11 protein-coding genes are annotated in these 13063 nt (G+C 70.1%); 10 read left to right on the forward strand and 1 reads right to left on the reverse strand.

From position 1 onward, the window contains the following. The first annotated feature begins 33 nt into the window (after positions 1-33). The 6 genes from KBZ08_RS06315 (at position 34) to ureC (ending at position 6452) form a co-directional block, all read left to right on the forward strand. The gene (locus tag KBZ08_RS06315) at positions 34-585 is read left to right on the forward strand and encodes a LemA family protein (protein ID WP_254972088.1); all 552 of its coding nucleotides are present in this window, start codon (positions 34-36) and stop codon (positions 583-585) included. Next, the gene (locus KBZ08_RS06320; RefSeq protein ID WP_254972089.1) at positions 578-2377 is read left to right on the forward strand and encodes a DUF2207 domain-containing protein; all 1800 of its coding nucleotides are present in this window, start codon (positions 578-580) and stop codon (positions 2375-2377) included. Before KBZ08_RS06315 ends, KBZ08_RS06320 begins: the two co-directional genes overlap by 8 nt. Before the next feature lie 56 nt (positions 2378-2433). Next, the gene (locus KBZ08_RS06325; protein ID WP_254972090.1) at positions 2434-4008 is read left to right on the forward strand and encodes a serine hydrolase; all 1575 of its coding nucleotides are present in this window, start codon (positions 2434-2436) and stop codon (positions 4006-4008) included. A 78-nt stretch (positions 4009-4086) separates the two neighbouring features. Continuing rightward, positions 4087-4389 carry an urease subunit gamma gene (locus KBZ08_RS06330; RefSeq protein ID WP_015110097.1) on the forward strand — a complete coding sequence of 101 codons (303 nt, stop codon included), beginning with the start codon at positions 4087-4089 and terminating at the stop codon, positions 4387-4389. 14 nt (positions 4390-4403) lie between these two features. Continuing rightward, positions 4404-4721 (forward strand): urease subunit beta, encoded by a 318-nt coding sequence (locus KBZ08_RS06335; protein WP_094585297.1) that lies wholly within the window; start codon positions 4404-4406, stop codon positions 4719-4721. Between the two features lie 6 nt (positions 4722-4727). Continuing rightward, positions 4728-6452, forward strand: coding sequence for an urease subunit alpha (gene ureC / locus KBZ08_RS06340; protein ID WP_254972091.1), 1725 nt, complete (start codon positions 4728-4730; stop codon positions 6450-6452). A 38-nt stretch (positions 6453-6490) separates the two neighbouring features. Here the strand turns inward: ureC and KBZ08_RS06345 are convergent, their stop codons facing one another. Next, complete coding sequence (locus KBZ08_RS06345) at positions 6491-6976, reverse strand: PilZ domain-containing protein (protein WP_254972092.1); 486 nt, start codon at positions 6974-6976, stop codon at positions 6491-6493. Positions 6977-7192: 216 nt separating this feature from the next. Here KBZ08_RS06345 and KBZ08_RS06350 point away from each other — a divergent pair, with 216 nt between their 5' ends. The 4 genes from KBZ08_RS06350 (at position 7193) to KBZ08_RS06365 (ending at position 13036) form a co-directional block, all read left to right on the forward strand. Beyond that, positions 7193-8632: a circularly permuted type 2 ATP-grasp protein gene (locus KBZ08_RS06350; RefSeq protein ID WP_254972093.1), complete on the forward strand. Its 1440-nt coding sequence runs from the start codon at positions 7193-7195 to the stop codon at positions 8630-8632. Then, positions 8626-9606 (forward strand): alpha-E domain-containing protein, encoded by a 981-nt coding sequence (locus KBZ08_RS06355; RefSeq protein ID WP_106219582.1) that lies wholly within the window; start codon positions 8626-8628, stop codon positions 9604-9606. Before KBZ08_RS06350 ends, KBZ08_RS06355 begins: the two co-directional genes overlap by 7 nt. Continuing rightward, positions 9591-10490 (forward strand): transglutaminase family protein, encoded by a 900-nt coding sequence (locus KBZ08_RS06360; protein ID WP_106219581.1) that lies wholly within the window; start codon positions 9591-9593, stop codon positions 10488-10490. The genes KBZ08_RS06355 and KBZ08_RS06360 overlap by 16 nt, the downstream gene beginning before the upstream one ends. A 119-nt stretch (positions 10491-10609) precedes the next feature. Further along, complete coding sequence (locus tag KBZ08_RS06365; RefSeq protein WP_106219580.1) at positions 10610-13036, forward strand: glycogen/starch/alpha-glucan phosphorylase; 2427 nt, start codon at positions 10610-10612, stop codon at positions 13034-13036. Positions 13037-13063: the final 27 nt, after the last annotated feature.

The raw sequence follows: 13063 nt of genomic DNA on the forward strand, positions 1-13063 counted from the left end.
CCCTAGGCTTGGGCCCTAACCTACCGCTGGGCCATGCCGCTGCTGCTGATCCTGGTGGCGGTCGCCGCCGTCGGGTTGATCCTGATCTACAACCGCCTGGCCCAGCTGCAGGTGCTGGCGGATAACGCCTGGGCCGACATCGACGTGCAGCTGAAGCGCCGTCACGACCTGATCCCCAACCTGGTGGAGACGGTGCGGGGTTACGCCAGCCACGAAAAGGAAAGCTTCCGGACCGTGATCGAAGCCCGTAACGCTGCCATGGCGGCCCGGGGGCCCCGGGAGCAGCAGCAGGCGGAGCAGGCCCTCGGGGCATCGCTCGGCCAGCTGTTCGCCCTGGCGGAGGCCTACCCGGCCCTGCGGGCGGTGGAGAGCTTCCAGACCCTGCAGACCAACCTCAGCCAGATCGAAGAAACCCTCCAGAGCGCCCGTCGCTACTACAACGCCGTGGTGCGGGACCTGAACACGGCGATCGTGCAGTTCCCCTCCAACCTGGTGGCCGGTGGCTTCGCGATCCGCCCGCGCACCTATTTCGAGCTGGAGAACCCGGCCGAAGCGGCGGTTCCCGCCGTCCGCTTCGATGGCTGAGGGCCCTCCGGCCACCCGGAGACTGTGGCGGCGCTGGCGCTGGGGGCTGGGTGGGCTGCTCGGCCTGACCCTGACCCTGCTGCTCCTGGCCCCCTGGGGGGCCGGCGCCGCCCTCAGTGCCGGTGAGCGCCAGCTCACGCTCACCGATTTCCAGATGCAGGCGGTGGTGGAGCCCACCGGTGCCGTGCAGGTGAGCGAAACCCTCACCGCCCGCTTCGATGGCTCCTGGAACGGCCTGGTGCGCCAGATCCCCCTGCTGGCCCGGCGGCCCGGTGGGCTCGAACCCCTCGGGCTGCGGGTGCTGGCGGTCACCGACCCCGAGGGCCGGCCCTTCCGCTACGAGAGCAGCCACCCCGGTGCCGACCTGAAACTGAAGATCTGGATCCCCGGCGCCGAGAACACCAGCCGCACGGCCGTGATCACCTACCGGCTGAAGCGCGGTCTGCGCTTCTACCCGGACCACGACGAATTCAACTGGAACGTGACCGGCAACGCCTGGGAGGTTCCGATCGAGCGGGCCTCGGCCCGGGTGCAGCTGCCGCCGGGTGTGTCCGGACTCCACGCTTCAATCTACACCGGGCCCCGCGGCGCCCGTGACCGGAACGCCACCCTGGCGGTCGGTGCCGACACGGTGTCCAGCACCACCACCCGGCGGCTGGAGCCCGGCGAGGGCTTCACCCTGGCGGTGGGCTTCGCCAAGGGGCTGGTGCCGCCGCCCTCGGCCCTGGCCCAGCTGATCGACTGGTGGCAGGGTCGGCTGGCCCTGCTGCTGCCCCTGCTGTGCGCCGGCGTGCTGGGCCCGCTTTGGTGGCGGATCGGACGGGATCCGGCGGTGGGCGCGGTGCCGGTAGCCTACGAACCCCCTGAGGGGCTGCCGCCGGCGGTGCTGGGCAGCCTGGTGGCGGAGCAGGTGAGCGGAACCGCCCTTTCGGCCACCCTGGTGGCGCTGGCGGTGAAGGGCCAGCTGCGCATCGAGCAGGACCAGCGGAAGCTGCTGTTCCTGAATCTGGGCAAGCGCTACGTGTTCACCCTGCTGGGCGAGCCGGGTCAGAGGTCGGCGCTGCTGCCCCATGAGGCCTACCTCCTCGACACCCTGTTCCCCTCAGGCACGGCAGGGGACACGGTCAGCACCGATCAGCTTCGCGACCATTACTACGTTCATGTGCCCGGCTTCGAGCGGCTGGTGAAGCAGGCGGTGCTGGCGGAGCGGTTCTTCCGGCGCTGGCCCGGCACCGTGCGGGCCCTCACCTTCTTCGGCGGCCTGGGACTGGCCGGTGCGGCGGTGGCGCTGGCCCTGGTGCTGCTGCCCCACGACATCGTGCTGCTGCAGGGGGAGGCGCACCCGTGGCTGACCTTCGGCTCCCTGGCGCTGACGGTGGTGCTGGTGGGCGTGTTCGCCTGGATCATGCCCAGCCGCACCAGCCGGGGCACGGCGGTGCTGCGCCAGACCCTCGGCTTCCAGGAGTTCCTGCGCCGGGTGGAGGCGCCGCGGCTGGAGCGGGTGGTGCTGACGCCGGAGCTGTTCGAGCGCTTCCTGCCCTACGCGATGGTGGCGGGCCTGACCCGGCAGTGGACAGCTGCGTTCCAGGGGATCCTCGAAGTGGCCCCCAGCTGGTACGTCGGCAGCGGTGACTTCGATCTGACGGATTTCGGCACCAGCCTGGAGGACTGCTTCAGCACCACCACCGGCGCCATGCAGTCGTCACCGAGCAGCTCCAGCAGCTCCAGCGGCAGCTCCGGTGGAGGCAGCTCCGGCGGCGGCGATGGAGGCGGCGGCGGCGGCGGCTTCTGAGCACCGGGTCGGGGGCCTCCGCCAGGCCTAGCTTTCCCCGAGTTGCCGGCGTTGCCGTGGCCCCAAGCGTCCTGCGCCGCCCCGGGGCGGCCGCCCTGGTTCTGGGTCTGGCGCTCCAGCTCCCGGGGGCCGCCCGCAGCGCCGAGCCCCCCTCCGGCCCGCCGCCGCCGCCGCGCCAGGTGACGGCGGAAAGCCTGGCGGCCGCCCTGCCCCGGCTCGATGCCCTGGCTACGGAGATGCAGCGCAGCACCGGTGTCCCGGGCCTGGCGATCGTGGTGGTGCATGCCGACCGGGTGGTGTTCCTCAAGGGCTACGGCCTGCGGCGGGTGGGCGAGCCCGGCGCGGTGGATGCCGACACCGTCTTCCAGCTGGCGTCGCTCTCGAAGCCGATCGCCTCCACGGTGGTGGCCGGCCTGGTGGGCGACGGGCGCGTGGGCTGGGACGACCCGGTGCTGCGCACCCTGCCGGTGGCCCGGATCGGTCCGCCGGCCATCGCCCCCTTGGTGACCATCCGCGACCTGCTGTCCCACCGCAGCGGCCTGCCGGACCACGCCGGTGATCACCTCGAGGACCTGGGCTTCGATCGGGCCACGATCCTGGAGCGGCTGCGGCTGCTGCCCACCGGCAACCGCTTCCGCGCCGACTACGCCTACACCAACTTCGGCTTCACCGCCGGCGCCGTGGCCGCCGCCAACGCCGTCGGCCGGCCCTGGGAGCAGCTCTCCAGCGAACGGCTCTACGGGCCCCTGGGCATGAGCCGCACCAGCTCCCGCCACGCCGACTTCGCCGGCGCCGCCAACCGCGCCTCCCTGCACGTGCCGGAGGGGGGCCGCTGGGTGGCCCGCTACCAGCGGGATGCCGATGCCCAGGCCCCGGCCGGCGGCGTGAGCTCCAGCGTGCGGGATCTGGGCCAGTGGCTGCGGCTGCAGCTGGCCGGCGGCCGCCTCGATGGCCGTGTGCTGGTGGACGGCGCCGCCCTGGCCGAGACCCACCGGCCCCAGATCGTCAGCCAGCCGCCCCGCGATCCGGCCACCGACCGGGCCGGCTTCTACGGGCTGGGCTGGAACGTGAGCTATACCGATCGGGGCACGGTGCAGCTGGGCCATTCGGGCGCCTTCGACCTCGGCGCCGCCACGGCCGTCTACCTGCTGCCGGCGGAATCCCTCGGCATCATCGTGCTCTCCAACAGCCAGCCCCTGGGGGTGCCGGAGGCCCTCAGCCTCAGCTTCCTCGACCTGGCCACCACCGGAACGGTGAAGCGCGACTACCTCGCCGCCCTGCGCCCCCTGTTCCGGGGCATGGAGCAGCAGGACTACCCCGCCGTGGTCACCCCGGCCCGGCCCCTGCCCGCCCGCCCCGCCGACGCCTACACCGGCAGCTACGCCAATGCCTACGTGGGCCCGGCCGCGGTGATGCGCCGCGGCGATGGCCTCGAGCTGCAGCTTGGGCCGAGGCTGACCCCCTTCCCCCTCACCCCGGTGAGCGGCGACACCTTCCGCTACCAGCCCGCCGGCGAGAACGCCTACGGCCCCAGCGCTGTCAGCTTCACGGTCGGCCCCGACGGCCGGGCCACGGCGGTGCGGATCGACAACCTCAACCTCAACGGCCAGGGGGTGCTCCAGCGGCGCTGATCGGGGCAGCGAACGTTCCTTCTGAACCTGACCCGGTGCCGGAGCGCTGCGAGAGTGGGGCCGGCCAGCGCAGCCTGCATGAACCTCACCCCCCAGGAGAAAGACAAGCTGTTGATCGTCACCGCCGCCCTGCTGGCGGAGCGGCGACTCGGCCGGGGCCTGAAGCTCAACCATCCCGAGGCGGTGGCCTGGCTCAGCTTCCAGGTGATCGAAGGGGCCCGCGACGGCCGCAGCGTGGCGGAGCTGATGCGGGAGGGCACCACCTGGCTGAGCCGGGATCAGGTGATGGAGGGGGTGCCCGAGCTGATTCCCGAGGTGCAGATCGAGGCGATGTTCCCCGACGGCACCAAGCTCGTCACCCTCCACGAACCGATCCGCTGATCCCCCACCCCGCCATGCCCCCCCTGATCCCCGGCGAACTGATCCCCGAGCCCGGCACGATCGATCTCAACGTCGGCCGCCCGGTCACCACCCTGTCGGTGGCGAACCGGGGCGACCGGCCCGTGCAGGTGGGTTCCCACTTCCACTTCTATGAAGCCAACGGCGCCCTCGAGTTCGACCGCGAGGCGGCCCGCGGCCTGCGGCTCGACATCCCCGCCGGCACCGCCATCCGCTTCGAGCCCGGCGACCAGCGGGACGTGCATCTGGTGCCCTACGTCGGCGACCGTCGCGTGTTCGGCTTCAACGGTCTGGTGAACGGCCCCCTCGACTGAACCCCCATGGCTTACCGAATTGACCGCCGTGCCTACGCCGAGACCTACGGCCCCACCACCGGCGACCGCCTGCGGCTGGCCGACACCGAACTGATCCTGGAGGTGGAGAGCGACTGCACCACCTATGGCGATGAGGTGAAGTTCGGCGGCGGCAAGGTGATCCGCGACGGCATGGGCCAGGCCCAGACCCCCCGCTCCGAGGGCGCCGTCGACACGGTCATCACCAATGCCCTGATCCTCGACTGGTGGGGCATCGTCAAGGCCGACATCGGCCTGAAGGACGGCCGCATCTGCGCCATCGGCAAGGCGGGCAACCCCGATATCACCGATGGGGTGACGATCGTGGTGGGCCCCGGCACCGAGGCCATCGCCGGGGAGGGGCACATCGTCACCGCCGGGGCGATCGACACCCACATCCACTTCATCTGCCCCCAGCAGATCGAAACCGCCCTCGCCTCCGGCGTCACCACCCTGCTGGGCGGCGGCACCGGCCCGGCCACCGGCACCAACGCCACCACCTGCACCCCCGGCGCCTTCCACCTGGCCCGCATGTTCCAGGCCGCCGAGGGGCTGCCGATCAACCTGGGCTTCTACGGCAAGGGCAACGCCAGCACCCCGACGGCGATCGAGGAGCAGATCCGCGCCGGTGCCTGTGGGCTGAAGCTGCACGAGGACTGGGGCACCACCCCGGCGGCCATCGACTGCTGCCTGACGGTGGCCGACAAGTACGACGTGCAGGTCTGCATCCACTCCGACACCCTCAACGAGGCCGGCTTCGTGGAGGACACGATCCGGGCCATCGGCGGCCGCACCATCCACACGTTCCACACCGAGGGGGCCGGCGGCGGCCACGCCCCCGACATCATCCGGATCTGCGGCGAGGCCAACGTGCTGCCCAGCTCCACCAACCCCACCAAGCCCTACACCGTCAACACCCTCGAGGAGCACCTCGACATGCTGATGGTGTGCCACCACCTCGATCCCCGCATCCCGGAGGACGTGGCCTTCGCCGAATCGCGCATCCGCCGCGAGACGATCGCCGCCGAGGACATCCTCCACGACCTGGGGGCCTTCAGCATCATCGCCAGCGATTCCCAGGCCATGGGCCGCGTCGGTGAGGTGATCACCCGCACCTTCCAGACAGCCCACAAGATGAAGGTGCAGCGCGGCTTCCTCCCCGAGGACGCCGCCGGTCCCCGCGGCGGCCGCAACGACAACACCCGCCTTAAGCGCTACATCGCCAAGCTCACGATCAATCCCGCCATCGCCCATGGCCTCGACAGCCAGATCGGCTCGGTGGAGGTGGGCAAGCTGGCCGACCTGGTGCTGTGGAAGCCGGGCTTCTTCGGCGTCAAGCCGGAGCTGGTGATCAAGGGGGGCTCGATCGTCTGGGCCCAGATGGGGGATGCCAACGCCTCGATCCCCACCCCGGGCCCCGTCCACGGCCGGCCGATGTTCGCCGCCTACGGCGGATCCCTGGCGGCCAGCTGCCTCAACTTCGTCAGCCAGGCCTGCCTTGAGGACGACCTGCCCAGCCGCCTCGGCCTGAAGCGGGCCTGTGTGCCGGTGGTCCAGACCCGGGGCATCGGCAAGGCCCAGATGCGCAACAACACCGCCCTGCCCAAGGTGGAGGTGGACCCCCAGACCTACGAGGTCTTCGCCGACGGGGAGCTGCTCACCTGCGAGCCGGCGGAGGTGCTGCCGATGGCGCAGCGCTACTTCCTGCTGTAACGGCTGCTCTGAGGACCGGTGAGGGAGGGGGCCGGGGGTCAGAGGGCCACCCGCTCCCGCTCCTCCTGAACGGCCCATTCCTCCTGGTTGGGATCGCGGCGTGTGCCGCGCCGCTCCACCGAAAGCACAGGCACCTCCTGGAGGGGGGTGGCGAAGGCGACGCCGAAGCTGAGGGCGAAATGGGCCCGGGTGAGCCAGCGCAGCCGGGCCCGCAGGCGCAGCTGGCCGAAGCCGGGATGGGAACGCACATCCAGCAGGAGCCACTGCCCCAGCTCCAGGGCCTGGTCCTCATTGGCGATCAGGCACATCCCGCCCTCGGCCACGTCGGCGATGTCGGCGAGGAACCAGCGTCCGCAGGGCTGGCCATCGCCGTCGAGGCGCCGGACGGCGATGGTGCGGCAACTCTCGATGGAATGGCGGGCAAAGAGGCGCTTCTCCCGGCGGGTTCCGCCCTGCTCCTTTTCGCGCAGCTGGACGCCCGGGGCCCGCGGAGCCGAGGAAGGCTGGGATCCGCTCTGGCTCATCAGCATGGCCCTTACCCCCTGCCGTTCTGTTCATCCTCAACCCTGCCGATCCCGCAGGGACCAACGCTTATCAAAGCGCTATTCGTCGGCGCCGCCCGTCGGGGTGCCTTGCCGGCACCCGTCGGAGGCCGGCAAGGCACCCTGGGTTTCGTAGCAACGGCAACGGGTGGCCACCCCGGCGGCACTGCAGGATCCAAGCGCGCGGACGGGTGTGGAATGTTCAGTCAGTACAAACCGAACCAGGGGTACGACGAGTACTTCACCTCCACCGACCAGCCGAGGGCGACCCTGACCCCCCTGCTGTCCTCCCTGGGCCAGATGGGTCTGGACCAGCTGAACCGCAACCACGCCGCCGCCGGCATGCTGCTCAAGCGGCTCGGCGCCACCTTCCGGCTCAACGATTCCGACAGCAAGGGCGTCGAGCGGATCCTCCCCTTCGATCCCCTCCCCCGCCTGATCGGCGCCCGGGACTGGGAGCGGCTGGAGCGGGGGCTGTTCCAGCGGCTGGAGGCGATCGACCGCTTCCTGGCCGACGTCTACGGCGACCAGAAGATCCTCGCCGACGGGGTGGTGCCCAGGGCCGACGTCGAAAGCTCCCAGGGCTGGCGGCCCCAGATGCAGGGTTTCCAACCGCCCCTCGGCCGCTGGTGCCACATCTCCGGCCTCGATCTGGTGCGCGACGGCGACGGCACCTGGCGGGTGCTGGAGGACAACCTGCGCTGTCCCTCGGGGGTGGCCTACTTCCTCGAGAACCGGCGCGTCATGAAGCGCATGTTCCCGAGCCTGTTCGCCGGCCGCACCGTGCAGCCCATCGACGACTACCCCTCCCACCTGCTGCAGACCCTGCGGGAGCTGGCCCCCTGGACCGACACCCCCAAGGTGGTGCTGCTCACCCCCGGGGTGTTCAACAGCGCCTACTTCGAGCACAGCTACCTGGCCCAGCAGATGGGCATCCAGCTGGTGGAGGGGCGCGATCTGGTGTGTGAGGGGGATCGGGTCTGGATGCGCAGCACCGCCGGCCTGGAGGCGGTCGACGTGATCTACCGCCGCATCGATGACGATTTCCTCGACCCGGCCGTGTTCCGCAGCGATTCGCTCCTCGGCGTCAGGGGGCTGATGGGCGCCTATGCGGCGGGTCGGGTGGCGATCGCCAATGCCCCCGGCACCGGCGTCGCCGATGACAAGCTGATCTACGCCTACGTGGGCGAGATGATCCGCTACTACCTGGGCGAGGAGCCCATCATCGAGAACGTCCCCACCTACATCTGCTCCCGCCCCGACGACCAGGCCTACGTGCTGGCCCATCTCGGCGAGCTGGTGGTGAAGGCGGTGGCAGAGGCCGGCGGCTACGGGATGCTGATCGGCCCCCATGCCACCCAGGCGGAGATCGAGGAGTTCGCCGTCAAGATCCAGGCCAACCCCCGCAACTACATCGCCCAGCCGACCCTGGAGCTCTCCACCGTGCCCTCCCTGAGCGAAGGGGAGCTCTACCCCTGCCACGTGGATCTGCGGCCCTACGTGCTGCGCGGCAAGGACGCCTGGGTGAGCCCCGGCGGCCTCACCCGGGTGGCGCTGCGGCGCGGGTCCCTGGTGGTCAACTCCTCCCAGGGCGGCGGCTGCAAGGACACCTGGATCGTGGATGAAGCCCCATGCTGAGCCGCGTCGCCGACTCCCTTTACTGGATCAACCGCAACGTCGAGCGGGCCGAGAACATCTCCCGGTTCGTGGAGGTGAGCGAGGCCATGGCCCTCGACTGTCCCCCCGGCAGCGCCGAGCCCTGGCTGCCCCTGATCGATGCCAGCGGCGACCGCAAGCTCTTCGATGAGCTCTGCCCGGTGGTCACCCCCGAGGCGGTGATCCATTTCCTGGTGCGGGAGGCTGAGAACCCCAGCAGTGTTCTCAACTGCATCGGCAACGCCCGGGAGAACGCCCGCCAGATCCGTGAGGTGATGACCACGGAGATGTGGGAGCAGATCAACGACATCTACTGGACGCTGCAGGAGGACGCCTTCTGGCAGCAGCCGCCCCAGGAGCAGCTGCGGGAGATCCGCCGCGCCTGCCAGCTCTTCTACGGCATCACCGACGCCACCCTCAGCCGCGACCTCTCCTGGCAGTTCAGCCGGCTGGGGCGGCTGCTCGAGCGGGCCGACAAGACCACCCGGATCCTCGACGTCAAATACTTCCTGCTGCTGCCGTCCCCCGAGGAGGTGGGCGGGGTGCTCGACGAGCTGCAGTGGATCTCCCTGCTGCGCTCGGCCGGGGCTTACCAGATGTTCCGCCAGTCCAGCCAGCAGGCCATCGAACCCAAAGCCGTGGCGGCGTTCCTGCTGCTGGATCCGATCTTCCCCCGCTCGGTGCGCTACTGCCTGGAGCGGATCAACGAGACACTGCGGATCATCCGCGGCAGCTCCGTTCCCCGCCCCGCTGACGATCTGGAGTGCCTGATCGGGCTCACCCTGGCCCACTGGAGCTTCACCAGGATCGACGAACTGGTGGCCACCGGGCTCCATGAAGCCATCGACAACTTCCAGTCCGATCTCAATCGCCTGCATGAGCTGATCGAAGCGCGCTACTTCATCGCCCCTGCCGGCACCACCGCCAGTCAGGAGGCGGCATGCGAGCCCGCATAACCCACACCTTCGACTACCGCTACAGCGCTCCGGTCTTCCTGGGTCCGCACCGGTTCTGCCTGAAACCCCGCGGCCACGGCTTCCAGCGCCTGCTGCACTTCCATCTGGCGGTCACGCCGGAGCCCTCCCGCTTCTATCCGCTGCTGGCCGCCAGCGGTGATGAGATCCTGCGGGCCCGCTTCACGGGCAGCACCGAGCACTTCCGGGTGCAGGCCATCAGCGATGTGGAGACCCAGCAGCCCCCGGCCCTGGCCAGCTGCCTGGAGGATCAGGAGCCGCTGCTGCCCTATCCGGTGGGGCACCTCAACGGCGATCTGCTGGGCTCCCTGGAGGGCTGGCTGCCCAACGGCCAGCACGATCCCGCCGCGGTGGACCTGGCCCAGGAGGCGCTGATGGGCAGCGACCAGCGGGGGCTGATGTTCCTGGAGCAGCTGGTGGAGATCATCAAGGACCGGGTCAAGTACACCCAGCGGCACGTGGGGCCCGCCTGGCCGGCGGGGCGCACCCTCAAGGAACGGGTCGGTTCCTGCCGCGACCTGGCGATGCTGATGGTCGAGACCTGCCGCTGTGTCGGCCTGCCGTCCCGGTTCGTGAGCGGCTATCACCTGGTGGAGCCACAGCCGAAGCAGTACGACCTGCACGCCTGGGCGGAGGTCTACCTGCCCGGGGCGGGCTGGCGGGGGTTCGACCCCAGCGGCATGGGCAGCGTCGACGACCGCTACATCACCCTGGCCACCTCCTCCAAGCCCACGCTCACCGCGGCGGTGAACGGCAGCTTCTCGGGCCCCACGGGGGTGGACAGCGAGCTGGAATGGAGGATCGAGGCGGAGCTGCTGGAGCCCACCCCCATGGGCTCCGCCTGGCACGAGGTGCTGCACGGCTGAAGCGAGGCCAGCGGAAGCGAAGCCACTCTTAAGGTGCGCCGGCTGGTAGCCGATGCATCAGCGGCGGCGGTACTCCCCAGGCCAGGACTGGTCCACTCCGCCGACCGCCGCCCGTCCCCATGGCCAGCCCCACACCCGCCCCGTGCCCGCCCAAGGGCCAGGCCCTCCTGGAGGCGATGCGGCGCCATCTGTTCTCCAGCCAGGCCAAGTCCGCTTCCCTCGCCACCACCCACGACCACTATGTCTGCCTGTCGCTGGCGGTCCGGGACATCCTGCTGACCAGCTGGGTGGACACGGCCGACACCTACACCAGCCAGCACGTCCGCACCGCCACTTACATGTCGGCGGAGTACCTGCTGGGGCCCCACCTGGAGAACAACCTGGTGAGCCTCGGGCTGCGGGAGGAGGCCGCGGCCGCCTGCGAGGCCCTCGGCCTCTCCCTCGAGGAGATGCTGGCGGAGGAGCCGGAGCCGGGCCTGGGCAACGGCGGCCTGGGCCGGCTGGCGGCCTGTTTCCAGGAGTCGATGGCCACCCTCGAGCTTCCGGCCATCGGCTACGGCATCCGCTACGAGTTCGGGATCTTCCGTCAGCAGATCGGCCCCAACGGCCAGATGGAGAGCACCGATCCATGGCTGGCGCGCGGCAACCCCTGGGAGGTGATCCGGCCGGAATGGAGCTATCCGGTGCTGATCGGGGGCCAGACCGTGATCGGTGTGGCCTACGACACCCCGATCCTGGGCTACGGCGTCCACACCGCCAACACCCTGCGGCTGTGGTCGGCCCAGGCGCCGGACGCCTTCGACTTCGCCTCCTTCAACGCCGGCGACTACACCCGGGCCGTGCTGCACAAGGTGCAGTCGGAGACCCTCTCCAAGGTGCTCTACCCGAATGACGAGCTGGAGCAGGGCAAGCGCCTGCGGCTCAGCCAGCAGATCTTCTTCGTCTCCTGCTCCCTGCAGGACATGTTCCGCATCCTGGCCAGCCAGGGGATCCCGGTCACCGAGTTCCACCGCAAGTTCGCGGTGCAGCTCAACGACACCCATCCGGCGATCGCCGTGGCGGAACTGATGCGGCTGCTGATCGACGTGCACGGGGTCGACTGGGACACCGCCTGGAGCATCACCACCGCCACGATCAGCTACACGAACCACACCCTGCTGCCGGAAGCCCTCGAGGCCTGGGGGCTGGAGCTGTTCCAGCAGCTGCTGCCGCGCCAGCTGCAGATCATCTATGAGATCAATGCCCGCTTCCTGCGCACCCTGCGCATCCGCTTCCCTGGTCAGCCGGAGCTGCTGGAGCGGCTGTCCCTGATCGAGGAGGGGCCGCACCGCAAGGTGCGCATGGCCCACCTGGCGGTGGTGGGCAGCCACACGGTGAATGGGGTGGCGGAACTGCACAGCCGCCTGCTGAAGGAGAACCTGTTCGCCGACTTCGCCCGGGTGTGGCCGGATCGCTTCACCAACATCACCAACGGGGTCACACCGCGGCGCTGGCTGGCGGTCGCCAACCCGCCCCTGGCCGCCCTGCTCAACGACGCCATCGGCACCGATTGGTGCCGGCACCTCGACCAGCTGCGCCGGCTCGAGCCCCTGGCCACCGACGCGGCGTTCCTGGAGCGCTGGCAGCGGGTGCGGGAGCAGTCCAAGGAGCGCCTGGCCGCCACGATCCGCCAGGACACCGGCGTGCTGGTGGACCCCGCTTCCCTGTTCGACGTGCAGGTGAAGCGCATCCATGAGTACAAGCGCCAGCACATGGCCGCCCTGCAGGTGGTGGAGCGCTACCTGCGCCTGCGGGCCGGGGAGGACCTGCCGCCGCGCACGGTGATCTTCGGCGGCAAGGCGGCCCCCGGCTACGCCATGGCCAAGCTGATCATCCGCCTGATCGTGGGCATGGCGGAGATCATCAACATCGACCCGGCGATGGACGGCCGCCTGCGGGTGATCTTCCTGCCCAACTTCAGCGTCAAGCTGGGCCAGAAGATCTACCCCGCCGTCGACCTGTCGGAGCAGATCTCCACCGCCGGCATGGAGGCCTCCGGCACGGGCAACATGAAGATGTCCCTCAACGGCGCCCTCACGATCGGCACCCTCGACGGGGCCAACATCGAGATCCGCGAGCGGGTCGGCGACGACAACTTCTTCCTGTTCGGCCACACCGCCGAGCAGCTGGCCGCCATCAACCGCAGCGGCTACCACCCGATGCCCTGGCTGGAGAACGACGCCCTGGCCAAGGAGGCCATCGACCTGATCGGTTCGGGCCACTTCAGCGAAGGGGATCGCGACCTGTTCCATCCGCTGCTGGCCAACCTCTGCAGCAGCGACCCCTTCCGGGTGATGGCCGACCTGGGCGACTATCGCCGCGCCCAGAACGAGGTCGACAGCGCCTGGTGCGATGCGGGACGGTGGAGCATGATGTCCGTGCTCAACACGGCCCGCTGCGGCTTCTTCAGCAGCGACCGCTCCATCCAGGAGTACGCCGAGCGCATCTGGAAGGTGGCGCCGGTTCCCGTCAATGCCTGCAGCGTGATTCCCAGCCCGTCCCCATGAGCCTCCCCCAACCCACATGAGCTGGCC

Source organism: Cyanobium sp. Candia 9D4 (assembly GCF_024346155.1).
GTDB classification, from domain to species: Bacteria; Cyanobacteriota; Cyanobacteriia; order PCC-6307; family Cyanobiaceae; genus Cyanobium; species Cyanobium minutissimum.